We start from the raw sequence: 25,497 nt of genomic DNA, 5'->3' as shown, positions 1-25,497 counted from the left end.
GTAGAGAATAACCAGTTGTGCGCTATGGTGACACTATAAAATATTGGTGAATAGTCCCTAGTCTCCAAAACAAGCAGTGAACTCTTAGAAGGCTATTCAATGATTAGCTTATTTCTAATTAAATCGACTCTATGAAAGCCTATACATTCTTTTAAATAAAAAAGTTGACATATGTCTAAAAACAGGCAAAAAGTCACTAAGACTAAAGTCTCTTGTTAGATGAATTATGCATTCCTTAATCTGATGAAATTCGACATTTTTTATGCTAGATGGATTGTTCGAAATTAAGCTAGAAGTCAATGGGGTTGTCGTATCAAGGAATAAGCCCCGTTTAGGAATTCATAAGTAGGAAACTGGAACGGAGAAGCAGTGCTATTGCGCAATTGTGCTTGTCCTTTATGAGTATTTCTAATCGTTCATTCACATTTTATTAATTCAGTTCGATTAGATTAGAATATTTGCATACATATGTATAAAAATGAGTATTAAGTCTCGGAAACTCCCTTTGCTACTGTGAATTGACAAAATATGAAGCAGTGGCTAATATGGTTGGGTACACGGGAGATATTGGAATTTATAAAGGGGTAATGAGTTTTGAACAAGAGACTAGATAACAGATGTAGTAACAAAATGAAATGGGGCCAAACGATTTTTGGAGCGCTGTTGGCGCTTAGTCTGGTGTTACTCAGTGGGGGTAATGCGTGGGCCTCATCCAATGAACAATTAAAATGGATTGAGGGTGGCCGAAAGGTAGATCTGGGAAAAATGGCTACGGTTGAACTGGACTCATCTCTTCTTTTCTTGGATGCAGCTAACACAGCAAAGGCAAGCGAGATGAATCATGATAAGCCATCTGGTAAGGAGATTGGGAGTATATTTCCGAAAGATGAAAATCAAAATTGGGAAGTTGTTTTTGAATACGATGAACTTGGACACATTAAGGATGATGAAAAAGAAGATATCGATGCAGATGCCATTCTAGATAGTTATAAAAAGGGGACGGAAGAGAGTAACAAGGAAAAAGCGGAAAGTGATCGCTTGTATGTTACGGGCTGGGATGTCGAGCCTTTTTATAATGAAGGGACCCATAATCTAACCTGGTCTATGCTGGCGGAGGATGGGAACAAGGAAAAACTGATCAATTATAATGTTCGATTGCTCACTCGTCAGGGTTATATCTCTGCAATATTAGTGTCCGATCCTGCGCATTTGGACGCAGATAAGAAGTTTTTGAATGAGAACATATTACCCAAGCTGATAGTCAAATCAGGTGAGCGGTACGAGGATTTTAATGCTTCAACGGACAAAATTTCCGAATACGGCCTGACCGGATTGATTTTGGGAGGAGCAGGCTTGGCAGTAGCTAAAAAAGTAGGCTTGTTGGCATTACTCATTGCTTTTTTTAAGGGCGCGGGAATTAAGGTTATCCTACTTATTGGTGCTGCTTGTGCAGGTGTGTTTGGCGTGATAGGCAAGTTTTTTGCCAAATTATTTCGCAAGAAAAAATCGGAATCCATGCACAATGAAACGAACGCCCAGGATCAGTCAGAAACACTACAGTAAAGATAAAAAAACACTCTATAAAATTGCTGATAAATAGGGGATGATGATTGAGCGCAAAACACAATCTCAGGCAGCCTGATAAGTACACACGAACATGTAGCTTGGGCAGAAAATTATGAACAGATGATCATGTGACGTTAGACCCGTGAATCATCTGTTTTTCGTTTGTTTTATCCCTTGTAATACTTTCGGTACACCGCGGGCGTTGTGCCTTCATACTTTTTGAATATTTTGATGAAATACCCCGGCTCATTAAAGCCGAGCTCGCTACTGATCTGAGATACAGGAATATCTGTAGCTTCGAGCAACTGCTTCGCCCATCTAATCTTCAAGCGGGAAAGATAGCTGGAAAAGTTCTCACCCGTTTCCTTGGCAAACAGCCGACTAAAATAGCTTGGGCTAATGTGGCACAAGTCAGCCATGGCTTTCAAAGAAAAAGTTTCACCCTTGTGCTCAAAGATATATTCGAAGGCGGGTTTGAGTACGGGATTTCCGCACGGAATATCCACATCTTCTGAGGAATTCAGATAGGCATCTGCTAAGAAATTATTCATTTCTTTCTTAAGGTTTTCGATATGCTCCAGCGAGTAGCCAGGAAGGATCTCGGACAACTGCGGAGTGGACTGTGTGGCCGACGCCTTCTCGAACATTTCTGCGAGGAGATTTTTGTTCATCGCTTCTTCAACAATATAATTACACAGTAAGGATAACATGTTGGAGATCGTCTGAATTTCCTGATAGGTCATGGAGGGCAGATCGGCGTAGTCGTTCTTAAGTTCCTCCCATTTGGAACTGTACAGTTTTTCATTTTTTGACGTGAGGATTTGCTCCAGCTGTAGGGCACTCGAAGGATCGGCTAAGCGGACCTGACCTGCCATGACGGCGCCAATGTACTTATCGTCAATAATGATCGGTACCGCGATGTCGACGATGTCATAATGACAGAGATAAATATAAGGTTTGTTGGAACGTACCGCTTCAAGTCCACCGCGAGAGTCACATTTTTGGCAGTAGGGAAGAAGATTCTCATTCTGACGAACCTTCTTGCAGAACGATTGGCATTGGCTGTGGCTAGTTACGGGATTCCCCTTATAATCGACGGTGAGAATGGCTAATTGGGTAACGGATGCTAATGAATCCTGCAACTGCTCCCACTTTTTTAAATCAAAGATTTTCTGGATGCTCAAATGTTCACGTATCAAGATCTCATCCCTTAATAGTAAATTATCTTGTAAGCGATAACAAAAAAGTACAATTCGTGATCCTTAGTGCAAAAAAATACGATTGTAGATTATAATATATTCCTTGATTCCTCCAATGTAAAGTTTACATGGTTCGGTTATAGTTTTAATCAGAACGAAGCCAACACAATCATAAGGAGGAATTATAGATGAGAAAAGCTTTTATCAGCCCAAGCAAATATGTACAAGGTGAAAATGAATTGTTGAATTTGGGTTACTATGTGAGCACCTTCGGCAAATCCGCTTTACTGATTGCGCATCCTGCCGACGTGGCGCGGGTAAAAGATAAACTTGATTCCACTTTGGGTAAATATAACGTGACTTTTATTGAAAGCGGTTTTATGGGTGAGTGTTCCAGACAGGAAGTATCCAGACTTCAGGAAATTGCTACTGCAAACGGATGCGATTGTATCGTAGGTCTTGGCGGCGGGAAAGCGATCGACGCGGCGAAATGCGTAGCTCAAGGGGAAGCGCTTATCATCTGTCCGACGATTGCTGCGACGGATGCACCGACAAGTCACTCGGCCGTTCTGTACACTCCGGAAGGTGCTTTCGACGATTACGCCTATTTTAAGCAAAGTCCGAGTGTCGTATTAGTCGATACCACCGTAATTGCCAATGCACCAACCCGATTCCTTGTGTCAGGTATGGGTGATGCACTGTCAACTTACTTTGAAGCCCGTGCGACCTCCCGTTCTTACTCCAGGGTCAATGCCGGACTGCCTAATGGAGTACGCGAAGGACAGTGTGCGCCAGCAGTAGGCACAAATGCGGCGATTGCACTTGCAACGCTATGCTATGAAATGCTGTTGAAAGACGGTGCCAAAGCAAAAGCGGCATGTGATGAAAACCAGGTTACGCAAGCACTCGAAAATATCATTGAAACTAATATTTTACTCTCAGGCCTCGGCTTCGAGAGCGGTGGACTTGCGGCGGCCCATGCGATTCATGATGGACTCACGATTTTGGAAGGCACGCATCATTATTATCATGGAGAGAAAGTTGCATTCGGCACGATCGCACAGCTGGTGCTCGAAAACGCACCGACGGAAGAATTACATCAGGTACTTGATTTCTGTTTAGCCGTCGGTTTACCGGTCTGCTTGGCTGATATCGGCGTCGATCATATCAGCCAGGAAGAACTTATGGAAGTAGCTGCAAAGGCCTGCATTTTGGAGGAATCGATTCATTCCATGCCGTTTCCGGTCACAGTGGAGCAGGTTGCAGCGGCAATCGCTGCGGCCAACCGTATCGGGAGCCAGTACAAAGCGGAGGTAAAGTAGCATGAAAAAGGTCATCAACCGTGCGGAAAATTTGGTCCTTGAGATGTGCAGTGGTATTGCGCTCGCGCATCCTGAGTTGGAATTTCTGCCAAAATACAAAGTGCTCAAGAAAAAGGAATTGAACGCGGAGAAAGTAACGCTCATCAGCGGCGGTGGCAGCGGGCATGAACCCGCCCACGCCGGCTTCGTTGGCCAAGGGATGCTCGATGCCGCGGTCTGCGGTGATGTCTTCGCCTCTCCCTCACAAATTCAAGTATATCAGGCCATCCGAGCGACGACCGGGAAAAAAGGTGCGCTGCTGATTATCAAAAATTACAGCGGCGATATTATGAACTTTAGAAACGGCGCCCATCTGGCCACTGAAGACGGTCTGGAAGTGGACTATGTAAAGGTTGAGGACGACATCGCGGTAGAAGACAGCCTATATACAGTCGGACGGCGCGGAGTGGCGGGAACGGTACTCGTCCACAAGATCGCGGGTGCAGCGGCGGAAGAGGGCCGGAGTCTGGCGGAAGTTAAAGCAGTAGCCGAGAAAGCCGCTGCGAATGTACGCAGTATCGGATTCGCATTGACTTCGTGTACCGTGCCGGCGAAGGGCACGCCAACATTAGAGCTCGGGCATGATGAAATCGAGTACGGTGTTGGCATTCACGGCGAGCCTGGGACCAGCCGCGAGAAGCTGACGGATGCAGATACGCTGGCAGCCAGAATGGTAACCGATCTCCTTCGAGACATGCAGATCGAAACTGGATTCAGCGGAGAAATCGCCCTGTTGATCAATGGTTTCGGCGGTACGCCTCTGCAAGAACTGTACCTCTTCAACCATTCGGTCACTCGCGAACTAGCAGCGAAGGGGGTCAAGATTGATCGTACTTTTGTCAACAATTATATGACGAGTATCGATATGGCAGGTATCTCGGTTTCCATCATGAAGCTGGACAAGGAACTGAAAACGCTCCTCTCTCATGAAAGCAACGCGCCTGCGTTCAAGGTGGCTGGACCTGTTGATCATGTCGTATTCACGGATATTTCAACTGTAGCAGACGAAAAGCGGCAAGTATCCTTTGAGGTAGAAACGGACCCTGCCTTCGCAGTTATTGAAAACAACAAAATTACGTTGAACAATCTTACCTACCTAGTCGATAAGATGAGTGAGGTTATCATCAAGAATGAGGTACCTTTCTGCGATCTTGACGCTCATGCAGGCGACGGCGACTTTGGCATGAGCGTTGCTAAGGGATTTCGTCAGCTGAAACGGGAATGGAGAGACATCCTGAATCAAGACTCTTTGACGATGGGAGCCTTTCTTCATTCATGCTCGCTCGTCATCATGGAATACTGCGGTGGCGCTTCGGGTCCGATCTGGGGCTCAGCATTTCGCGCAGCGGCACGATCTGCTGGCGAACGAACCGAACTCACCGTTTCCGAATTCGCAGATATGATGCAGGCTGCGGTGCAAGGCATACAATCAACAGGCGAACGTTCTTTCGGCAGAGGAGCCGTTGTTGGCGATAAAACACTTATAGATGCATTAGTGCCATGTGCAGATAGCTGGTTGGAGAGCGCAAAATTAGATTTTGACGTGAAGACAGCCTTTGTAAGTGGTGCTCAAGCCGCTGTATTAGGGGCCAAAAAGACGGAAGACATCGTGGCGCGTATGGGCCGTGCCGGAACGGTAGGAGAGAGAAGCCTTGGTTATCCAGACGCGGGGGCTTATGCGCTTGGCGTGATTTTTACGGAGCTTGCTGATTGTTTGAACTGATTTTCTATAAATCCAAAATTACTGGCACGAACACTTCGTTTAGATTTCCATTCCTGCCCGTACCACTCGCTAATTCTTAAAAATTCAAGGTTTGTTCATTGCAATTGATGTGCATTAGGTTTATAATTTCAGACGGATTCAACGGGCTTATCCCGGAATCCATGGGAGTTCATCCCATCTGAGCTAGCTTACTGCATGCTCAAATATGAATTAAGCGAGGGATTTACAATGAAAACCTGCTGCACCATCCAAGTTGACGAAGACAGTTTAGTTATTGATTTGCCAGAAGAAGGAACCACGCTAGAGTCCCTGCTCGGTGATATTGAGAGCTGTGGAGGTAGTGAAGAACCTTGGCTACAACTTATTGACAAGGTAATAGGTAACTCATCTGAGACTGTACTGACAGAGCAAGCGACGGATGGCGGCGATATGAAGAAAGATCAGACGACCAAAGAACCTCAAGCAACTGCTCAGGGGTAATAGGGAGATCATACGTTAAGACGATATTTGTAACATTATTCGATCACATATAAGATCATCTATAAGACTGCTACCGAGCCAAGGCACGGGAAGCGGTCTTTTTTTATTAAAATAACTAAAATTCTCCGAATTTTGCAATTAGTAAATGAGTCTTTTGTCCCTTTAGTACTCCATAGTAGCCAACCAAGTAGAACACATCCCAAAACCGTGACTTCCTGTTCATTTTCTATCATAAAGTCGAAATGTAACATGGAACTAACTATAATAGTAGTATCATCCATATACAGGTAAGTGACATCGATGTTTGGACCTGATCCTCTTGTTGTATAAAGGAGGGGGTAAAAGAGCAGAGAACAACGTACTGATAAGTCTCATCTACTTTATAAAAAGGAAGGAATGTGTAAATGATGAATGGGCAATGGATCCTGTCAAGGATCGCAAAAAGAGTAGCGGTGATGCTAACAGCAGTATTACTATTAACGTTAACGAACGGATTCAACTGGAATACGCAAACAGCAGAGGCTGCTGGGACGACACCTGTGGAACGTTACGGACAACTTTCAGTAAAGAATGGTAAATTGGTGGATAAAAACGGTAAACCTGTGCAACTCAAAGGTATTAGCTCTCACGGCGTCCAATGGTTTGGGGATCTGGTAAATCAGGACTCTATGAAATGGCTACGGGACGATTGGGGCATTTCCGTATTTCGGGTTGCACTGTACACTGAAGAAGGTGGTTATATCGCCAATCCTTCTTTGAAAAATAAAGTGAAAGAAGCGATTGAGGTAGCACAGAAACTGGGCTTGTACGTCATTATCGACTGGCACATTCTTTCAGATGGCGATCCGAACATTCATAAAAATGAAGCCAAAGCTTTCTTTAATGAATTTTCAACTCAGTACGGCCATTTACCTAACGTAATCTATGAACTTGCCAATGAGCCGAATGGAAATGTGAACTGGAACAATCAAATCCGACCTTATGCGTCTGAGGTATCTCAGGTTATTCGCGCTAAGGACCCGGACAATATTATTATTGTAGGAACAGGCACATGGAGTCAGGATGTACATGATGCAGCAGACCATCCACTTCCAGACAAGAATACAATGTATACCGTACATTTCTATGCGGGTACGCATGGACAATTCTTGCGCGATCGGGTCGATTATGCACTGAACAAAGGCGTGGGCATATTTGCTACCGAGTGGGGTACAAGCGATGCTTCGGGTAACGGTGGTCCGTTCCTGAATGAATCCAAAGTATGGACTGATTTTCTGGCTAGCCGTGGAATCAGTTGGACTAACTGGTCGCTGTCAGATAAAAATGAGACCTCTGCTGCGCTGATGTCTGGTGCTGACCGTAAGGGCGGATGGCCTGATTCACAATTGTCCGCTTCTGGAAAATTCGTAAAACAGGCGATTCTGGAAGGCTCCAGCAACATTGGTGGAGGCGGAAACAACGGTGGGGATAACGGCGGAGATGGCAACACTGGCGGTAATAACGGTGGTGGCAACAACGGCGGCGATAACGACAACGGAGGAAGTACACCAGGCAGTAACGATCAAGGAATTGTGCTACAGTATCGCACCGGTGACACAAATGCCAAGGATAACGCAATCCGTCCTGAATTTAATATCAAAAATACAGGGAAAACAGCTGTGAAGTTGAGCGATCTAAAAATTCGCTACTATTACACAGATGAAAGCAAACAAGCTCAGCAGTTTTTTGTAGACTGGGCCAGGATTGGCAATGAGAAGGTAAAAGCAACTTTTGTAACATTGCCGAATCCAAAGGCCAAGGCTGATAAATATGTGGAGATTTCTTTCACAGATGGAGCCGGAACGATTCAGCCCGGTGGGGAAAGCGGAGAAATTCAACCCCGTATTCATGCTGCAAATTGGAGCAATTTTGATGAGACCAACGATTACTCCTATGGTGCTACCCAAAAAGCATTTGCAGACTGGGACCATGGCACTGTATATCAGCAGGGTAAGCTGGTTTGGGGTATAGAACCTTAGGAACCTTAGAATTTAACCGTTATTAACTTTATCGGAATGAGTAAAGAATGGGACTTTTGGGTGCAATTTTTCCAAGGTTTGGAGTATAGAATATGCGCCTTTGGTATATACGAACTGGAACTTTAGGAGGTAACAACTGGAACTTTAGTTTCGATGTGTATACTACCAAAGTACCATATGGTGTTAGACTTTTGTAGTGCTTGAATTACTTCCATAGTGTAGATGGGTTGGTTCCAATGAACCCTTCTCTACGACAAACCCCCGCTGTTGCCATTATAGGCTGGCGGGGGTTTTTTATGTTTCTGAAGCTCAGCCTCCGTTCAACGGCTGTCTATACCAAATCAAAAGCTTTGGCCAGCAGACGGTAGGACTGAACACGTTTATCAAAGTCATGAATGGATGAAACGACCAGTAACTCATCGGTACGATACTGCTCAGCCAGTCTTAGTAGCTGTTCCTTACACTGTTCAGGGGTACCAACAACACGCCATGCTGCGGACTGACGCAGCCGCTCACGATCCAACTCTGTGTATGGATAGGACATTGCTGTTTTCACCGACGGAAGAGAACTCATTTCTTTACCTTGCATGAGCAAAAGGAAATACAAACTAGCACTGGACGCCAGCTGCTCAGCTTCTTCTTCGGTTTCAGCGCAGGCCACCGTAACTGCCGCCATGGAATGGGGCTTATCACCCAGGATCGAAGGCTGAAATTGCTCGTGGTAACGTGCAGTAGCTTCTACACCGCCTGGAGTCCCGAAAAATTGGGCAAAGGCATAGGAGGCCCCCATCATCGCGGCCAATCGGGCGCTCTCTCCGCTGGAGCCGAGCAACCATAATTCAGGAACGGTCGATATCATCGGGGAGGCATGAAGACCGGCAAACCGATGATTGTCAGGCACCGAATCATGGAAGTAGTCGATTAAATCGAGAATCTGCTGTGGATATTGTTCGACAGATTGGTACTTGCCTTCCTGCAGGGCGCGAGTAGCAAGCGGTAAACCGCCGGGAGCCCGTCCTATTCCCAGGTCGATACGTCCTGGATGGAGTGCCTCCAGCAAACGGAAGTTTTCGGCGACTTTATACGCGCTATAGTGTGGCAGCATAATACCGCCTGAACCCACACGAATGCGTGATGTGTGAGCAGTCAAATGCGCAATCAGCACCTCAGGGCTGGAATGCGCTAGTGTTTTGGAAGCATGATGTTCGGATACCCAATAACGGCTGTACCCCAGTTGGTCAGCTTCGCGGGCTAAATCTGTTGTATTGGATAATGCATCCTGAGCAGTACCGCCTTCAGGAATATGAGACTGGTCCAGTATACCCAGTTTAAGCATTTATAATCACCTCTTACACAACTCTATCAGACACAACTCACTAGGTCAAAATTCAAAATGGATAGGTTGGAGTTTGGGGACCTTTTCGTTATAATAAAGGATGTGTAAAGGATGAGAGTACATCCTTGCTAATGGAGAGGGGATTGAAATTGTGTTAAGAACACCTTTAGGGCGTGTCCGACTCATGCTCTGGATTCAAGCTATAGCTTATTTGGCGATACTATTCACCCACCAGCCGCTGCAAGCAGCGGGCATGGCCCAGGCGGTTATGGTGATTGGTAACATATACCGGGTGAGCTTTTTGTTGCTCCTCGTTGCTTTGATCTATGGGAAAACAGCACTGCATTGGTCTATACGGCGGCCTCTTTTTATTATGTTTGCCTCCTTCATTCCGTTTGGTCTGATGATTATGGATTTTGTTTGGGTGCGAAAATGGACAGGGGATTCGGCAGCAGAACAGCGAGCTGCATCGTAATCTTAGAAGTTTTGTTTTGTGTGAGTTGTCGAGGAGTTTGTCTGGCGTAAGCGGGACTGGCCCCGATGCAGCAGAAAAGAACATTACGCAGGTTGATGCGTGGTGTTCTTTTTTTTGTGCACCGGAGGAATTATGAAAAATGCTGCACTAAAAATTCAACTGTTTTACGTCTTTGAAAGCCTTCAACCCAATGTCCGGTAAACGGATAAATTTCAATCGTTTTCGGTGATTCAATACGGTTATAAGCGGCGAAAATCGTCTCTGGCATACACACAGTATCCTTGAACCCTACCGATACCATGATCGGGATACGAATACGATGAGCAAGATTCATCACGTCAAAATAACTTAATGTATGTAGCACCTGCTCCAAATGCTCCGGAAATCGGTTAGCAAATTCAGCTGCTTCCGTCAGCGAACTGGTAGAATTCATCATACCAAAATCCATATGACACATATTGGGGATATCCGCTACTGTAATAGCAGCTTTATCGCTGAGCGCAGCCACCATTAATGAAAGTCCGCCGCCCTGACTGGCGCCACTGATTGCGATTTTAGCCGAATCGACATCCGACTGCTCCGCTACCCAATCTACGGCTCTAAGGGCATCAGTTGTAATCGTTTTGTAGTAGCAGGTATCTTTGTCCAATATTCCTTTCGTTACCCAGCCTTTAACCGTACCATGAGCATCACCCAGACGGTCTCCCGTTTCTCCACCTTGACCACGTACATCTACTGCCAATACAGCAAAGCCAAGCATAAGCCAGGAGGAATAATCTTCAGGATAGCCTTTTCCGCCTGTATAGCCATGAAACAGAACGATACATGGCAGCTTTTGATCTCCGGCAAATCGGGGGCGTACATACCAGGCATGCAGAGGCGTATCATCGACACCCTCAAAAGTAACCCGGTAGGCAAGAATATGAGGATATGGCGTTTCTACGAGAGTTTTGAACGCATGTACAGGTTTGGCGTGGACTTCTTCCAGTGTTTTGGCCCAGAATAAATCTATATCCTTCGGGGCGGTAAGATCGGGTCGATATTGCTTCAATTCGGCAATTCTTTTTTCAATAACGTTCATAATCAAAATTCTCCTTCATATAGAATGAACTTCTCCTTAAGTTTTACCCGGTAAAGTTGACTCCTCTAGCTCTCTCAGTAGCTGATATGCTCTTTCATTAGTGCTTCCGCACGTATCCTCATCAGCATGGAACCCACTGCATACAACTGGGCGCTCAGGTTTGCCAAACAATCGGCAACGGTAATCGGAAGTTAGCTGAGGGCAAGGAACACCAGCTGGTTTTCCATCTGGCATGCCGGGAATAGGGGAAGAAATCGTAATGGCAATGCAGCACGCGGCACATCCTACTCGACACTCCAGTTGGGGTCACTCCTTAATAATCTGTTATTTTTGTAACTTATGCATGAAGTGACATTGATGAAGCCATAATGTGAGGATGGCACAAAAAAAGCAGGAATACAAGGATAAACGCATATGAGACACACTTTTCACACAAGGGGTATAAATAGTCGTAGAGGCACGTAAGATGGTATCAAGTCCCTAAATCAGTGTTCCATACTGTGGTAATATTAACCAATCGTCTTTTGTGTGTTCAAAAGGAGTTCGAGTGGTTAATAATAGAACACAACGATAAAAACTTAAACGAGGTGACGCAAAATGAGTTGGTTATGGGCATTGATTGTTGGTGGTATTATTGGTTGGTTGGCAGGAATTATTGCAGGTCGTGATGTTCCGGGTGGCGTGATAGGTAACATCATCGCTGGTTTTATCGGCGCATGGTTGGGTAGCTTGATTCTGGGAAACTGGGGTCCTGAAATCGGATCATTCTACATCGTTCCTGCATTAATTGGTGCGATTGTGCTGGTCGTGATTGTAAGCTTGATCTTCCGTTCCGTTGGACGGACTAGAGGCTAACTTTACGAATCATTGAATAGACTAGCCCCTATGGGGCACAAGGCTAAAATGGAAAGAAGCTGCTTCCGCAAGGTTCGCAAATGAACCTGTGGGAGCAGCTTTTTTTTGAGGAAAAGTCCTATTGAAAACGCCTGATATGAGGAACACTCAGAACGCCTAGCACGATACACATGCCGATGGTTGCAAACATACCCATGGTGAACATACCACCAAGCTTATCCGCCACAGCACCTACTGCCAGATAGCCGACAGGGAGCAGGGCAAAGGAAAACATTAGATCCAGACTAGCTACACGTCCAAAAGACTCGGCTGGGACTAATTCCTGAAGGCTCGTCTCCCAGATAATCGCAAATATCATAATGCCAAACCCTTCGAGCATCATGCTCATAATCAGTCCTGGCATCCAAGTGACTACAGACAACAGTAGTAAAGCAAGACCGCTGACAAAAGCTCCTAAGTAAGCGAGCAGGCCACGATGCTTCCAATGCTTGCGTGATCCATACACAAAGGCCCCCAACATGGCGCCAATACCGCTACTTGCCATCGCAATGCCATATACGACTGGATTGTAGCCATGATGAACCTTGAACAGCCATGGAATGAGTACAGCGATAATGCCTGAATAACAAATATTAATGAATGAAAAGGCAAGAATCGTAATCCATAGCCAAGGATGGCTTTTGAGAATGGTAAAGCCTGCGATAAAATCCTTGAGAAAATGCTGTCCCCCCTGATCTTGCTGTTCTGGATCTACCTGACCTTTGCCGATGATGGAGGCCAAATGAGCGCTCAGCATCCAAAAACAGGCAAAAGATATCAGATAAGCGATAGAATCCAGCCCAAAGCCCACACCCGGTGAGGAAAAAGATACAATGAAGCCTCCTAACGGAGGACCAAGTAGACGGACGGCTTGTATACTAATCTGGCTAAGCGCGTTGGCTGCATTGCGTATGTCCGGTGTGAACACCTGTGCACGTAAGGCAGAATAAGCGGGATTAAAGATACCGTCCATCAATCCGTATAACGCTAGGCCAACGAATAGAAACGGCAATTTCATCCCGCCCGTAAACATCAGCACGGCCGCAATGAACATCAGCCCAAACCGGGCGATATTCGTAAACAGAAGGAGACGGATTCGGTCAATTCTGTCCACAATCATTCCTGCGAAAGGCAGAATAAGTACATTAGGCAGCATATAAACCGTCATCGCCAGTCCCATGATAGTAGTCGAGCCTGTTAGGGAATAGATAACCAGTGGCAAAATGACTGTGGTGACTGAGCTCCCCAACATTGCGATCCAATGTCCAAGCCACAACAAGGTGAACGCTTTGGATTGTTTTAAGGGTGAAGTGAAAGTAGCCCAGGCCGAGGGACTGCCTTCAGGTGAAGTAGAGGATAAGGTTGAATTCTGGGTATCCATGATCACACTCCGGTACATATTTCTAAATTGCATATTAAAACCTATTATACGAAATCTCCAACGTGAGGGTACAGAAAAAGTTGCTGTGAGGGGAGTTATAATGAATAACCTGCCAATGAAAGAGTCAACCTAGAATAACTTTAGGCCACAAAAATATATAACTTACCTTTTTCATAGGGATTATTGGATAAAAGCATTGACGCGTGAAAATGAATGATGTACTATTCAATGACCAGCCGCGTGCTAGGTTATCAAGAAAAGGGAAAGAGTGTGGATACCATGAAAAAATTTAGTTTTTTGCCGATTGTACTCATCGTGATGGCATTGCTGGTTTCGGCCTGCGGGAACAACGATAAAGGCGCCAGTACCAATAATGCATCTACCGGAGAAAACGGATCTAATAATGGAAAAGCAGATACCACTGCTACAGCTACTCTTGAATCTGTAAAAGCAAGCGGCAAGCTAAGAATTGGCACGGAAGGCACCTATGCTCCGTTTACCTACCATGATGCTGCTGGTAAACTGACGGGCTTCGATGTCGATATTGCGACTGAAGTGAGCAAACGCCTGGGTGTACAACCGGAGTTTATCGAGACGCAATGGGACGGCATATTCGCAGGGTTGAACTCCAAGCGGTTTGACACAGTGTTCAATGAAGTATCCATTACAGACGAGCGCAAGCAAAAATATGATTTTTCCGATCCGTACATTGTCTCCAAGGCAGTTCTGATCGTAAGCGAAGACAATACAGACATCCATAAATTTGCTGATCTAAAAGGGAAAAAGTCCGGGCAATCCCTGACCAGCAACCTGACTCAAATCGCGAAAAGCAACGGTGCGGAAATTGTGGCAACAGAGGGATTCAACCAAGCCATTGACCTCCTCACTTCCAAACGGGTGGATGCGACCGTCAATGATGGATTATCCTATCTCGATCTGAAAAAGCAAAAGCCAGACGCACCCATCAAAAAGGTGGACGAATCTCCAGATGCTTCACACAGCGCAGCTGTATTCAATAAAGGCAGCGAAGATTTGATCAAGGAAGTAAACAAAGCGTTGGCTGATATGAAGGCTGACGGTACGTATCTGAAAATTTCCGAGAAATATTTTGGAGCCGACGTATCCAAATAATAAATGAAGACCAAACGTTCGCCAAGGCGAACCGAATCTTCTCAAACCTATCTTTTCAAAGGATGTCTGTACAATGGATGATCGCCAAATACAAATCATTATGGATTCATTATTGCCTCTGCTAAAAGCAGGGGTTTCTTTTACGATTCCGCTCACGCTTATCTCCTTTGCTCTGGGACTCGTGCTGGCGCTGATTACAGCGTTAGCCCGGCTGTCCAAATGGAGAATACTCAAGCTGATTTTCGGCTTCTATGTATGGGTGATTCGAGGAACTCCGTTGCTGGTGCAATTGTATATTATTTTCTATGGTTTACCTTCCGTAGGTATTACATTGGACCCGTTTATTGCTTCAGTAATCGGTTTTACCCTCAGCGTAGGGGCTTATAGCTCTGAAATTATACGTGCGGCTATCATATCTATTCAGGAAGGCCAATGGGAGGCGGGATACTCCCTGGGGATGACGCGCTGGCAAGTATTGCGACGTATCGTGCTACCGCAAGCATCCCGTGTGTCCATACCTCCGTTGGCTAATTCATTCATCAGCTTGGTGAAGGATACCTCACTGGCTGCGACCATCACCTATGTGGAAATGTTCAGAACGGCTAACCAGATTGTAGCTACCACATACGAACCGCTATTGGTGTATACCGAGGCGGGGGTTATTTATCTGCTGTTTAGCACTATTTTGACTGTGCTGCAAAATTACCTGGAGAAGCGACTAGGCCGTTTTTCCGTCAGATAAAGGAGATTGTACCGGTGATCCAAATTCGGAATATACACAAATCGTTCGGCTCGCTGGAAGTGCTTAAGGGTGTTGACGTAACGTTGGGTAAGGGGAAGGTGCTTGTTATCATCGGTCCTTCCGGTTCTGGTAAAACAACGTTTTTACGCTGCTTAAATTTGCTGGAGATTCCTGACCAAGGAGAGATTCAAGTAGGGGATATTGCACTGAATTTTGCGAAAGGAACGAAGCTCCGGCAAGAAAATATTTTGGCGCTGCGCAAGCGGACAGGGATGGTGTTTCAATCCTACAACCTTTTCCCACATATGACAGCAGCACAAAATGTGATGGAGGGACAAGTCACGGTTCAGAAAAAGAGCAAGGACGAGGCGCGCAAACGTGCATTGGAATTGCTTAAAAAAGTGGGGTTGGCTGATAAAGCCGAATCCTATCCGCATCAGTTATCAGGAGGACAGCAGCAACGGGTCGGTATTGCCCGGGCAATGGCGGTCGAACCTGAGGTGCTTTTGTTCGACGAGCCGACCTCCGCGCTCGATCCTGAGTTGGTAGGCGAGGTGCTCAAGGTCATGAAGAAACTGGCTGCTGAAGGAATGACGATGGTCATTGTCACCCATGAAATGAAATTTGCAGCCGAGGTCGCGGACCATGTGATTTTGATGGATCAGGGCATAATCGTTGAGCAGGGTACGCCGCATGAGGTTCTGGAGCAGCCCACCAGTCCACGGGCTATTCAGTTTTTGAATCGTCTGAGCGGGGAAGTGGAATAAAGGGAACTACAGTATTTATTAAAATAAGCGTTTAGACTGAATAAAAGGCAGCTACAGCCGGGCATTGAAAAATAAGCCTCGCACCCGTAGCTGCCTTTTGCTCATCAGTTGTCTTCTTTTATTTCATTTTTAATGTAAGCAAAAAAGTAATCAACAGAATACAACAGCCTGCTATAAATGGAGCGAACAGATTTGCATCCAATAAAAAACCCGCTAGAGTAGGGCCTAAAATATTCCCAACACTCATATAGGCATTATTCATACCAGCTACATATCCTTGCTCATTCCCGGCCATCTTCGATAATTGTGTATTAAGAGCTGGACGAAGCATAGCTGTGGCAAAGAAAATAAGGGAAGTGACAAGGAAGATACTCCAGAAATCTTTGGCTAAGAGAAATAAAATATAAGCAACAGAGGTGAAAAGAAGCGATCCTTTGATCACTCTTTGTTCACCAAACTTATTGATTATTTTAGCAACAACTAATGCTTGCATACCGACTCCGATCACAGCACCTGCGGTCAGAATGACAGCAATATTTTGCGGCGAGAATTGGAAGCGGTTCGTTACATATAAACCAAGAACAGATTCAAAATTAGCGAGTCCAAAGGTCATCACCAGGACAAGTACAAAGAGCATTGTATATTTTGACTTCAATGATCTCGCGTATTGTTTATAAATAGATTCCTTCTGAATCATTCTTGCCCGTGCTGCTTTCATTTGCTCTTTCGATAAACTTTCAGGCAAACAAAACACTGAAAAAATAACAGCAGCTATAGCAGCACCTGTCGCTGTGTAAAGCGGCACTCTCGTTCCATATCCTGCAAGAAGACCACCCAATCCAGGTCCAATAACAAATCCGAATGACATGGCTGCGGCGAGCAGGCTGTTCCCTTTGGCGCGTTCTTCGGTTGTTGTAATATCCGCTACATATGCCATCATGGGTGGAACAATCAAGGCTGCTGCCATTCCTTCCAGAAGTCTTGAGGTATACAGCATCCATAATTCATCTCCGATAGCAAAGATAAATTTAGCTACAGCAAAAACAATGACACCTACGAGGATAAAAACTTTTCTCCCATATCGATCAGACAGCTGTCCAGTCAGGGGAGAGAGCAGGAACTGCGTTATGCCATAGGCTGCTACCAATAAACCGATTGCCCGCCCACTGGCTCCAAACTCAATGATCAGTTCCGGCAGGATGGGGGTAATTAAACCCACGCCCACCATAACAATGAAGATATTAATCATTAGAATCCCAAGTATTCTTTTCATGCAAAAAACCTCCTTATCCATTGGTTTCTGGATAGGAGGCAGACATACGAACAAGAAGATACACTGCTCCCGTCAAAGAAGCAATGCTCTTATCGTTAATACCCAAAAGCCTACACTAATCCTATCCAGAAAATTCGTAAGATTACGATTTTTTTCTTTGGTGGAATAGGATTAGTAGATCATTGGCTTAAGGTCACCCTTTCGATACTTTATTGTTTATCAACGTAACATAAATTTCTTGATAAGGCAATGAAAGGATAAATCAGAAGAACCCGACTCGTCCTTCGGCCACATTTTTTAGCCAGTCCTGCTTACGGCTCTTATCGAGCTCGCCTCGCATACCTTTGATAATCAGTTCAATATCGGCTTTTCCCTGCTCATGCCACTCCAGAGCCGTGCTGACATAAAGTTCTCCGAGCTGTGCCAGCGAAAACCCGTCAGTCATGGCTGCCGCCTTCTGTGTACCCGTTTCTCCTGCAAAAACAAGGAAGTTACGCAACTTGAGATATGCCAGTCGCAGCGCTTCGTCAGGCAAACTGATTTCATAAGCCCGGTCGAAACGCCCTGCCCGGTTCATCAGACCCGGGTCGATTTTTTCGGGATAATTGGTCGTTCCGATCAGGAAGATGCCCTCCTTGGATGTAGCACCGTCGAGGGTATTCAGGAAAAAAGAACGCACCTCCTGAGGCATGGAATCAATGTCCTCAATGACCAGCACCATCGGAGCCAGGCGAGTAGCCGCCTCGAACACCTCTTTGACCGATTCACTGGTTGTATACTCCGTAATTTGCCAGTAGGCTGCCGGACCCGGTACACTGCTGGCAATTGATTTTACAAGTGTTGTTTTACCATTGCCCGGATGGCCGTATAGCAGAATGCCGCGCTTGTAAGGAATGTTATAAGTCTGATAGAAGGTACGATCCGCTTCAAAAAACTGATCAAGTGATCGGAAAATATCCCGTTTGATTTCCGCTTTCAAAATCACGTCATCTCGCGTAATTGCGCGGGTTATCGGCTCTGCCTGCCGAGAAAGTCCACGGCTTGTGTCGGTAAACACGGTGACACGCTTCATATTCTGCTTACGTTCACGACCGCGTACTCCCGCGAGGAAGCCTTGCAGCTCCTGGTCGCCTATCGCAAATACGTAATCTTCATTGTACACGCCATTATCACGGAAAAAGGGAACTCGCGCCAGCGCGATGCCCCACTTGGGATAGGCGAATACATTATTACGCATCGACAGATGCACGCCGTATTCAGGAGTCGGCCCGTCATCGTCATACTGGATGGTGCGTTCCTCCAAACGATCGAAGACCCGTGCCACATGCTCCAGGTCGGGACTGCCTGAACGAATATCCTCCTCCAGCAGATCCCAATACTCAATATTGGGATCATCGCTGGCATACAGCACGTATTTTACGCCATAGCGGTTATAGAGTGCTTCACTGATACCGTCGATCAGACGGGCATAAGCGGCATAACCGGTAATGCGTCCATCTGTACGTTCATCAAATTCATAAATAGCTGGGATGTCTATACTCAAATTATTTGGCTCCTTTCAGGGCAGCTAGCGGCTTGCATTTGGCTACAACTGCTGCGAGTCCTGCCCCGGTGACACTTTCGATAATATCATCTACATTTTTGTAGGCTTGCGGAGATTCGTCGATAATGCTTTCCAGTGATGCCTGATTGACCACAATTTCGTCGTCTGTCCCTACACCCAGGGCCCCTGCAAAATCGTCCACACTGACGAGTCGTTTGGTCGCAGAACGCGAACGAATACGGCCTGCTCCATGGCAAATGGAGTGGAAGTTATCCTGACCGCCCGGTAAGCCTACCATAATATAAGAGGCTGTTCCCATAGAGCCGGGAATCAGGGCCGGATGCCCTGTCGCCTGATAAGGCCGCGGATTGTCGGGGTGTCCTGCTGGAAGAGCACGCGTAGCACCTTTACGATGCACAAACACACTACCGTGATCCGGATGGGATTCCTCCCAAGCATAATTGTGCATTAGATCGTACAAAGTACGCAACTCGCACTTTGTACCAAAGACATCGCGAAAGGCTTCACGCACGGAGTATGCGATGAGATGTCGGTTCACCACGGCATAATTCAGCGCCGAATACATCATATCGACATAATGTGCAGCTTCGGGATGGTCCAGCGGTGCGAATACCAGTCTCGGGTCAGAGGTACCGAGTCCGAGACGGCTCATCGTCTTGGCAATGGCAGATGAACTAGCCTGGCTGACTGCTCCACCCCAAGCCCGCGATCCAGAATGAATCATCACAGCCACCTGACCGTCGAACATCCCCCAAGCTTCAGCTGTTTCACGGTTTTCCTCCGCGATTTCAATCGCCTGAATTTCGACGAAATGATTGCCTCCACCCAGTGTGCCGAGCTGTCGGTGAGCCCGGTGCCATGTACGGTCTTCGACAAGATTCAGCACCTCCTCGTCAAAGGAGAACTTACTGTGCTCTACATGGGTGAGTGAGGTGGATTTCTTAGGAGTGTAGCTGTCCGGAATATATTTGTTGGGTAAGCCGTGTAGACCCTTGCGTACAATATGCTCCAGTCGGATATCCGAATAATGCCCGCGTTGGTGGGCTTCCATGGGCAAATATTTGTCGATGGTTTTGACCAGCTTACGGCGCAGCTTGGTTTCCTTCAAAGCATCCTTGTGCAGATTGGTCAGGTGTACGCGCATGCCGCAGCCAATATCACTGCCGACGATGGAGGGAGATACGTAACCATCCTCCATTCCCCATACAGCAGTCGTACCGATGCAGGTTCCGACGCCTACATGTACATCTGGTGTGTATCCCATATAGCGGATACCTGGAATTTGTAAATTGTTATTAGCCATCTCGAACACTTTGTAATCCAGTGAGGAGAAAAGTTGCTGAGAAGCATAGACGGTTAGATCACCTGCCGGAAGCTTCATCAGATGGCTGTATGGTCCTTCATGCAAGGACGAGTCGGTTGTATGTTGTATATTCATATAAATGGGTAGTTCCCTTCTTCAAGTAAATTCATAAATACTTGCATAAAAAGATTTAAAAAACAAAAAAAGCCGCAGACTTGTCGTCTACGGCTTCTTGCACCGAAAGTGTTATTACATTTTATGATCAACACATCATAAATACGTAAAATAACTTGTTCTTCCAATAGCATAAAAAAATAAAAAAGCCTGGCTAATCACGCCGTCAGACAGCGTGATATCACCCATCATGTCGCCCGAACGGGGCCGATGAGACGAAAACTCAAATATGTGGTTGTATCATGCTGCCTGTCTGTCGTTATCATGTAAAGCACGGTCATGTCTGTCGGCCCCCTTTTCTTAAAGTTAATTGCTATGTTAATGGAAACCTGTGGAAGCTGTCAACCCCTGAAAGGTAGAAGTGTGGAAAAATGTGACTTTACTCATGGTGAAGTGTGAGTAACATCATAGTTCAATTGGCCCGAAGCTGTTATTGTACTAAATATTCAAATATTCAGATATTGTTGATCGTTTATAGGACAATTCTGTGAGGGGGACGGAGCAGGCATGGAAGGAGATCTCCAGAAATTTAAGGCCGACTTTTTCAAAGCATTGGCTCACCCTCTGCGCATCCGCATTTTGGAGGTGCTGAGTGAAGGGGAACGGAATGTGAACGAGCTGCAGACTGCGCTCGGTTCTGAAGGTTCTGCCGTATCGCAGCAATTGGCCGTTTTACGAGCCAAAAATTTGGTGAACAGCTTCAAGGAAGGTACATCGGTTGTGTATTCACTACGTGATCCGCTTTTGACGGAGCTGCTTGCAGTGGCGCGACGGATTTTTGACAATCATTTGGTCGAAGCTATCTCGTTGCTGGAAGGTATACGTAACGAGAAGTAATGCTATTACAGAAAAGAAGGGTTACAGGAATGAAGTGGATAGGAAGGTTCGAAGGCTATAACGCAGGGGCTTTGCGAAAGGATCTCATTTCCGGAAGTATTGTAGCGATTGTGGCGATTCCACTCGGTATGGCGTTTGCCATTGCATCAGGAGTAAAGCCGGAATATGGGCTGTATACGACCATTGTTGCGGGAATTTTGGTTTCGCTGCTGGGAGGATCCAAATTCCAGATCGGAGGACCTACAGGCGCGTTTATTCCGATTTTGCTAGCTATTGTCATGCAATACGGTTATGAGAACTTACTCATAGCCGGTTTTATGGCGGGCATTATGCTCATTTTAATGGGTGTACTCAGGCTGGGGGCATTGATCAAGTTTATTCCCAAGCCAGTAACGATTGGCTTTACGGCCGGAATTGCCGTGACGATATTCAGTGGTCAGATTGCTAACTTTCTCGGCTTGCGCGGGGTAGAGAGGCATGAAACTTTTCTGCCTTCCATGGCAGAGCTCATCCATCGACTTCCTTCACTGAATGTGTATAGTATCCTGACGGCTTGTATCTGTCTTGCCGCGCTTATTTTGGTGCCTAAAAAATGGCCCAAGATACCCGGATCACTGGTTGGTCTACTCTTGTCAACGCTGGTGGCAGCTTTACTTTTTCCAGGGCAGGTGGCTACGATTGGCTCTGCGTATGGCGCAATTCCAGCATCTTTGCCTGAGCTACATATTCCTGCGGTGACGTGGGATTTGATCGTGAAACTCTTGCCGCCAGCACTTGTTATTGCAATGCTGGGAGCTATTGAATCTCTGCTTTCAGCGGTGGTAGCTGACGGTATGACGGGAGCCCGGCATAGCAGCAATCGTGAACTGGTTGGACAAGGGATTGCTAATTTGCTGACACCGCTGTTCGGCGGTATTCCTGCGACAGGTGCAATTGCCCGCACCGCCACAAATATCCGTAATGGTGCTGTTTCTCCTATGTCAGGCATCGTACATGGGTTCGTGGTGCTCCTCATTCTGGTGCTTTTTGCACCTTATGCATCTAACATTCCGTTGGCCAGTATGGCTCCGGTGCTGATGGTAGTAGCGTGGAATATGAGTGAGCGCAAGCATTTTGCGCACATTCTCAAAACGCGGACAGCGGATTCTATTGTGCTGGTTGTCACCTTTTTGTTGACGGTTTTTACGACGCTGACAACGGCTGTGGAGGTAGGCCTGATTCTAGCGGTTGTATTGTTTGTTAAACGTATGAGCAGTACACTTTCAGTAGACAAGGTACTTCCTGATCCTTCTGTAAAACATGAAAAAGTAGGCGCGCATATGGTTACAGATCAGCATGATTGTCCACAAGTGGCTATTTACAATGTGGAAGGCCCTCTATTTTTCGGTGCAGCCTCGGTATTGGAAAACTCAGGTGTGGGAGGCCGGACGGATCACCTACAAGGGATTTTGTTGTTACGTATGGGAAAGGTTCCTTTTATGGATATGACGGGAGAAGGTAACTTTACTGCATTAATTCAGAAATACCGGAAGTCTGGCGGGACAGTGCTTGTTTCCGGACTCCAGCCTCAACCGCTGGCATTACTACAGAAAACTGGATGCTACGACATGATTGGACAAAAGCATTTTTTTGAACACACAGGAGAGGCCCTTACGGCTGCTCTTGCACTGGTGAATCAGGATCATTGCTGTGGATGCAGGCAAATGGCTTTCCGAGAATGTACGAGTCTGTGCCGCAGACCGCAGCCAACCAAATCATCCTTTCCAGATGGAGCCGTCTCGGTTCCCATACCTGTAAATAGCGGCAGATAACACTCTTTTAAGTTTCTTGCTGAATGTCGAAAAATCTCTTCTGATCTCCGAAACCAAGTGCACAATGAAGACTTGCATTTGCTTCGAAAATGGAAGAGATTTTTCTTTTCTTCAAGGAAAAAAGGAATAAAATTCAAAAAAATGCTTGAATATCTGATTTTATGACACTATACTAGATTCAAAAGATACCATATGTTTCATTCTTTTGTTTTAAATTGTATTTTAATACTTGCACATTAACCTCCTCGATTACTTCTAAATTTCTTATCCTACCTTTCTCTTCATTTTTTTCACTTATCATTTTCAAACTTGTCCACCTGTTTCTACCCGATGCTCGTTTTTTACGGTCTGCACCAAGGGTTGTTCACCTCAGAATGATGATCTATGGATTTCACCCCGGCGGAATCTATATTTTTTAAAGGAGGTGAGTACCAGAGGCTATTTTGTGAGCTTTTGACGTAGCTGTCCGGAAGGTTGTCCTTGAGAATTAAAAAACCAAGTAAAGGGAAATGGAAAGTATTGATTAAGTCGAAAAATATCAAAAAGACGCTGTCGGTCAGTTTTACCGCTCTTCTTGCCTTTTCTCTAATTTCCCCGGTATATGGGGATTCCAGCACAACCACCTCAGAGGAGGATCAACCATTTCCGCCAAGGTTTCAGCCAAGCTGAACCAACAATTCAGTGCCAGTGAGTATGTCACCTATCTGGTTAAATTGAAGGATCAGGTGGATACGGAGTCCGTTGCCAAGCATGCTTTCCAAAAGGCCTCTGCAGAGCAGATTTCACCCGCTGCTGCTAAGCTTTCTGTACGTACAACAGTTGTGAACTCTCTCATGGATACAGCAGAAAAAACGCAACAATCCGTGGAAGAATACTTAAAGAAAGAAGTTAATAACGGAAGCGTCAAAAAGTACAAGAGTTACTTTATCGTGAACGCTTTTGCGGTCACCAGCACCAAAGAGGTCATGGATAATCTGGCCACACTTCCTGAGATCGACAAAATTTTACCGGATGAAAAGCGGGAACTGCAAAAGGTAGAAATAGATAAGGATGCCCAGCCTGTGGTTGAGGAATCTACAGCTGACCAAGTGGTTGCAGATCAGGCCGCTGTAGATACGGCTGTGACGGAAGAGAATGCGCAAAAATCGGTGGAAGAATCCGTATATAAGGATGCGGTAACGCCAAGCCGTGTCGAGTGGAATATCTCTAAAATCAAAGCACCACAGGTTTGGGCCAAAGGCATTGACGGCAAAGGCATTGTTGTCGCCAATCTGGATACAGGCGTTGAATATACTCACCCGGCGTTGAAAAGAAAATGGCGTGGTCTGAATGCTTCCGGTCAGGTCGTGAATCCAGAACTGAGCTGGTATGATGCGGTTGATGGAGCATCGCTGCCAACTGATTCAAATGGACATGGTACACATACGATGGGTACAAGCGTTGGCTCGGACAGCAACGGTACGAATGAAATCGGTGTTGCTCCTGGCGCCAAATGGATTGCGGTTCGAGTATTCAATCCAGATACCACCGACTCCATCTTACTGGACGGTGGACAATGGATTCTTGCTCCTGTAGATAAAAACGGTAAAAAGCACCCTGAGCTTGCACCGGATGTGGTGAATAACTCTTGGGGCGGTGGACCTGGCCTGGATGAATGGTATCGTCCAGTCACCAAGGCGTGGAGAGCGGCTCAGATTTTCCCTGAGTTCTCCGCAGGCAACACAACACTGTCCAATCCGGGCGGACCTGGGTCTGTAGCCAATCCGGCAAATCTGCCGGAGGCTTATGCGACAGGAGCCACGGACGTTAACAACAAGCTAGCCAGCTTCTCGCTGCGCGGTCCTTCTCCTTATGGCGAAGTGAAGCCTGAAATTTCGGCTCCTGGTGTAAACATCCGTTCTTCTGTACCGGGCGGAGTGTATGAGGGGGGATGGAACGGTACCTCCATGGCAGGCCCGCATACTGCCGGATTAGCAGCATTACTGCTTCAGGCCAAACCATCTTTGACCGTGGACCAACTGGAGGATGTTATTTCAAAAACAGCAACTCCGCTGACAGACAGCCAGTATCGGACTTCACCGAACAATGGTTACGGATATGGTCTGATCGACGCGCTTGCTGCGGTGAACTCCGTACTTAAGTAAAAATAATCAGACAGGATTAAGAAAGTCTTCCGAAAATCCCTTTGAGCGGCTCGTACAGAGATTGCATACACCTGCTAACCGTGTAATGCACTAATTACGTAGCCGCTAAAAAGGGGTTTTCGTACATAAAAGAATATAAAAGTCATAGAATTTCAAGAAAAATGCAAAAAAATGACTTGTATATCTGTTTTGATAACTTTATACTATTCCATAATATATGATTATATATCAATTTTT

Annotated in this window: 20 protein-coding genes and 1 pseudogene; 13 read left to right on the top strand and 8 right to left on the bottom strand. The window is 46.0% G+C overall.

The annotated features are described in order from the left end of the window. Window positions 1–630 precede the first annotated feature (630 nt). Window positions 631–1,563 (top strand): DUF2167 domain-containing protein, encoded by a 933-nt coding sequence (locus MHH57_RS18250; RefSeq protein ID WP_340957590.1) that lies wholly within the window; start codon window positions 631–633, stop codon window positions 1,561–1,563. Window positions 1,564–1,733: 170 nt separating this feature from the next. Here MHH57_RS18250 and MHH57_RS18245 read toward each other — a convergent pair whose 3' ends face one another. Next, window positions 1,734–2,765, bottom strand: a complete 1,032-nt coding sequence (locus MHH57_RS18245) for a PocR ligand-binding domain-containing protein (protein WP_340956475.1) — start codon at window positions 2,763–2,765, stop codon at window positions 1,734–1,736. Window positions 2,766–2,953: 188 nt separating this feature from the next. Here MHH57_RS18245 and MHH57_RS18240 point away from each other — a divergent pair, with 188 nt between their 5' ends. From MHH57_RS18240 to MHH57_RS18225, 4 genes are all read left to right on the top strand, one after another. Next, window positions 2,954–4,087, top strand: a complete 1,134-nt coding sequence (locus tag MHH57_RS18240; RefSeq protein ID WP_069012504.1) for a glycerol dehydrogenase — start codon at window positions 2,954–2,956, stop codon at window positions 4,085–4,087. A 1-nt stretch (window position 4,088) separates the two neighbouring features. Beyond that, complete coding sequence (dhaK, locus tag MHH57_RS18235; RefSeq protein WP_069012505.1) at window positions 4,089–5,849, top strand: dihydroxyacetone kinase subunit DhaK; 1,761 nt, start codon at window positions 4,089–4,091, stop codon at window positions 5,847–5,849. A 228-nt stretch (window positions 5,850–6,077) separates the two neighbouring features. Then, a complete protein-coding gene (locus tag MHH57_RS18230) occupies window positions 6,078–6,329 on the top strand; it encodes a hypothetical protein (RefSeq protein ID WP_039273050.1) in 252 nt (83 codons plus the stop codon). A gap of 404 nt (window positions 6,330–6,733) precedes the next feature. Beyond that, window positions 6,734–8,347, top strand: coding sequence for a cellulase family glycosylhydrolase (locus MHH57_RS18225; protein WP_069012506.1), 1,614 nt, complete (start codon window positions 6,734–6,736; stop codon window positions 8,345–8,347). 331 nt (window positions 8,348–8,678) lie between these two features. Here the strand turns inward: MHH57_RS18225 and MHH57_RS18220 are convergent, their stop codons facing one another. Next, on the bottom strand, window positions 8,679–9,683 hold the full coding sequence (locus MHH57_RS18220) for an LLM class flavin-dependent oxidoreductase (RefSeq protein WP_069012507.1): 1,005 nt from the start codon (window positions 9,681–9,683) through the stop codon (window positions 8,679–8,681). Window positions 9,684–9,834: 151 nt separating this feature from the next. Here MHH57_RS18220 and MHH57_RS18215 point away from each other — a divergent pair, with 151 nt between their 5' ends. Beyond that, complete coding sequence (locus MHH57_RS18215) at window positions 9,835–10,158, top strand: DUF3817 domain-containing protein (protein WP_029515655.1); 324 nt, start codon at window positions 9,835–9,837, stop codon at window positions 10,156–10,158. 130 nt (window positions 10,159–10,288) lie between these two features. Here MHH57_RS18215 and MHH57_RS18210 read toward each other — a convergent pair whose 3' ends face one another. Both MHH57_RS18210 and MHH57_RS18205 read right to left on the bottom strand, forming a co-directional pair. Next, window positions 10,289–11,239 (bottom strand): alpha/beta fold hydrolase, encoded by a 951-nt coding sequence (locus tag MHH57_RS18210; RefSeq protein WP_069012508.1) that lies wholly within the window; start codon window positions 11,237–11,239, stop codon window positions 10,289–10,291. Between the two features lie 36 nt (window positions 11,240–11,275). Beyond that, window positions 11,276–11,539, bottom strand: a complete 264-nt coding sequence (locus tag MHH57_RS18205; protein ID WP_238437904.1) for a YkgJ family cysteine cluster protein — start codon at window positions 11,537–11,539, stop codon at window positions 11,276–11,278. A 297-nt stretch (window positions 11,540–11,836) separates the two neighbouring features. Between MHH57_RS18205 and MHH57_RS18200 the strand changes: the two genes are divergently transcribed. Then, complete coding sequence (locus MHH57_RS18200) at window positions 11,837–12,094, top strand: GlsB/YeaQ/YmgE family stress response membrane protein (protein WP_013311445.1); 258 nt, start codon at window positions 11,837–11,839, stop codon at window positions 12,092–12,094. A 118-nt stretch (window positions 12,095–12,212) separates the two neighbouring features. Here MHH57_RS18200 and MHH57_RS18195 read toward each other — a convergent pair whose 3' ends face one another. Then, the gene (locus MHH57_RS18195; RefSeq protein ID WP_069012509.1) at window positions 12,213–13,514 is read right to left on the bottom strand and encodes an MFS transporter; all 1,302 of its coding nucleotides are present in this window, start codon (window positions 13,512–13,514) and stop codon (window positions 12,213–12,215) included. A gap of 279 nt (window positions 13,515–13,793) precedes the next feature. Between MHH57_RS18195 and MHH57_RS18190 the strand changes: the two genes are divergently transcribed. The 3 genes from MHH57_RS18190 to MHH57_RS18180 all read left to right on the top strand — a co-directional run bounded on the left by MHH57_RS18190 (window position 13,794) and on the right by MHH57_RS18180 (window position 16,154). Then, window positions 13,794–14,645: an amino acid ABC transporter substrate-binding protein gene (locus tag MHH57_RS18190; protein ID WP_165149613.1), complete on the top strand. Its 852-nt coding sequence runs from the start codon at window positions 13,794–13,796 to the stop codon at window positions 14,643–14,645. A 73-nt stretch (window positions 14,646–14,718) separates the two neighbouring features. Beyond that, the gene (locus tag MHH57_RS18185; RefSeq protein ID WP_069012510.1) at window positions 14,719–15,387 is read left to right on the top strand and encodes an amino acid ABC transporter permease; all 669 of its coding nucleotides are present in this window, start codon (window positions 14,719–14,721) and stop codon (window positions 15,385–15,387) included. 14 nt (window positions 15,388–15,401) lie between these two features. Further along, window positions 15,402–16,154, top strand: coding sequence for an amino acid ABC transporter ATP-binding protein (locus tag MHH57_RS18180; RefSeq protein ID WP_069012511.1), 753 nt, complete (start codon window positions 15,402–15,404; stop codon window positions 16,152–16,154). A 118-nt stretch (window positions 16,155–16,272) separates the two neighbouring features. Here the strand turns inward: MHH57_RS18180 and MHH57_RS18175 are convergent, their stop codons facing one another. The 3 genes from MHH57_RS18175 to MHH57_RS18165 form a co-directional block, all read right to left on the bottom strand. Then, entirely contained in the window at window positions 16,273–17,427 is a 1,155-nt protein-coding gene (locus MHH57_RS18175) for an MFS transporter (protein ID WP_069012512.1), read from the bottom strand. A 262-nt stretch (window positions 17,428–17,689) separates the two neighbouring features. Then, window positions 17,690–18,970, bottom strand: coding sequence for an AAA family ATPase (locus tag MHH57_RS18170; protein WP_029515648.1), 1,281 nt, complete (start codon window positions 18,968–18,970; stop codon window positions 17,690–17,692). Between the two features lies 1 nt (window position 18,971). Beyond that, window positions 18,972–20,429 carry an RtcB family protein gene (locus tag MHH57_RS18165; protein ID WP_029515647.1) on the bottom strand — a complete coding sequence of 486 codons (1,458 nt, stop codon included), beginning with the start codon at window positions 20,427–20,429 and terminating at the stop codon, window positions 18,972–18,974. Window positions 20,430–20,975: 546 nt separating this feature from the next. Here MHH57_RS18165 and MHH57_RS18160 point away from each other — a divergent pair. The 3 genes and pseudogenes from MHH57_RS18160 to MHH57_RS18150 all read left to right on the top strand — a co-directional run bounded on the left by MHH57_RS18160 (window position 20,976) and on the right by MHH57_RS18150 (window position 25,260). Continuing rightward, window positions 20,976–21,305 carry a metalloregulator ArsR/SmtB family transcription factor gene (locus MHH57_RS18160; protein WP_013311437.1) on the top strand — a complete coding sequence of 110 codons (330 nt, stop codon included), beginning with the start codon at window positions 20,976–20,978 and terminating at the stop codon, window positions 21,303–21,305. A gap of 29 nt (window positions 21,306–21,334) precedes the next feature. Next, window positions 21,335–23,116 (top strand): SulP family inorganic anion transporter, encoded by a 1,782-nt coding sequence (locus MHH57_RS18155; protein WP_029515646.1) that lies wholly within the window; start codon window positions 21,335–21,337, stop codon window positions 23,114–23,116. A gap of 519 nt (window positions 23,117–23,635) precedes the next feature. Next, window positions 23,636–25,260: pseudogene (locus MHH57_RS18150) on the top strand (S8 family serine peptidase). Window positions 25,261–25,497 lie beyond the last annotated feature (237 nt).

The sequence above is a fragment of the Paenibacillus sp. FSL H7-0442 genome, from assembly GCF_038593105.1.
Lineage (GTDB): Bacteria > Bacillota > Bacilli > Paenibacillales > Paenibacillaceae > Paenibacillus > Paenibacillus polymyxa_D.
The sequence above is the reverse complement of the archived record's forward strand: the minus strand, read 5'-3'. Positions and strand labels throughout refer to the sequence as shown.

Excerpts from the sequence above, each read along its gene's own strand:
- MHH57_RS18250 (WP_340957590.1), top strand. The coding sequence starts at position 631 with ATGAAATGGGGCCAAACGATTTTTGGAGCGCTGTTGGCGCTTAGTCTG.
- MHH57_RS18240 (WP_069012504.1), top strand. The coding sequence starts at position 2,954 with ATGAGAAAAGCTTTTATCAGCCCAAGCAAATATGTACAAGGTGAAAAT.
- dhaK (WP_069012505.1), top strand. The coding sequence starts at position 4,089 with ATGAAAAAGGTCATCAACCGTGCGGAAAATTTGGTCCTTGAGATGTGC.
- MHH57_RS18230 (WP_039273050.1), top strand. The coding sequence starts at position 6,078 with ATGAAAACCTGCTGCACCATCCAAGTTGACGAAGACAGTTTAGTTATT.
- MHH57_RS18225 (WP_069012506.1), top strand. The coding sequence starts at position 6,734 with ATGATGAATGGGCAATGGATCCTGTCAAGGATCGCAAAAAGAGTAGCG.
- MHH57_RS18220 (WP_069012507.1), bottom strand. The coding sequence starts at position 9,683 with ATGCTTAAACTGGGTATACTGGACCAGTCTCATATTCCTGAAGGCGGT.
- MHH57_RS18210 (WP_069012508.1), bottom strand. The coding sequence starts at position 11,239 with ATGAACGTTATTGAAAAAAGAATTGCCGAATTGAAGCAATATCGACCC.
- MHH57_RS18200 (WP_013311445.1), top strand. The coding sequence starts at position 11,837 with ATGAGTTGGTTATGGGCATTGATTGTTGGTGGTATTATTGGTTGGTTG.
- MHH57_RS18195 (WP_069012509.1), bottom strand. The coding sequence starts at position 13,514 with ATGGATACCCAGAATTCAACCTTATCCTCTACTTCACCTGAAGGCAGT.
- MHH57_RS18190 (WP_165149613.1), top strand. The coding sequence starts at position 13,794 with ATGAAAAAATTTAGTTTTTTGCCGATTGTACTCATCGTGATGGCATTG.
- MHH57_RS18185 (WP_069012510.1), top strand. The coding sequence starts at position 14,719 with ATGGATGATCGCCAAATACAAATCATTATGGATTCATTATTGCCTCTG.
- MHH57_RS18175 (WP_069012512.1), bottom strand. The coding sequence starts at position 17,427 with ATGAAAAGAATACTTGGGATTCTAATGATTAATATCTTCATTGTTATG.
- MHH57_RS18165 (WP_029515647.1), bottom strand. The coding sequence starts at position 20,429 with ATGAATATACAACATACAACCGACTCGTCCTTGCATGAAGGACCATAC.
- MHH57_RS18160 (WP_013311437.1), top strand. The coding sequence starts at position 20,976 with ATGGAAGGAGATCTCCAGAAATTTAAGGCCGACTTTTTCAAAGCATTG.
- MHH57_RS18155 (WP_029515646.1), top strand. The coding sequence starts at position 21,335 with ATGAAGTGGATAGGAAGGTTCGAAGGCTATAACGCAGGGGCTTTGCGA.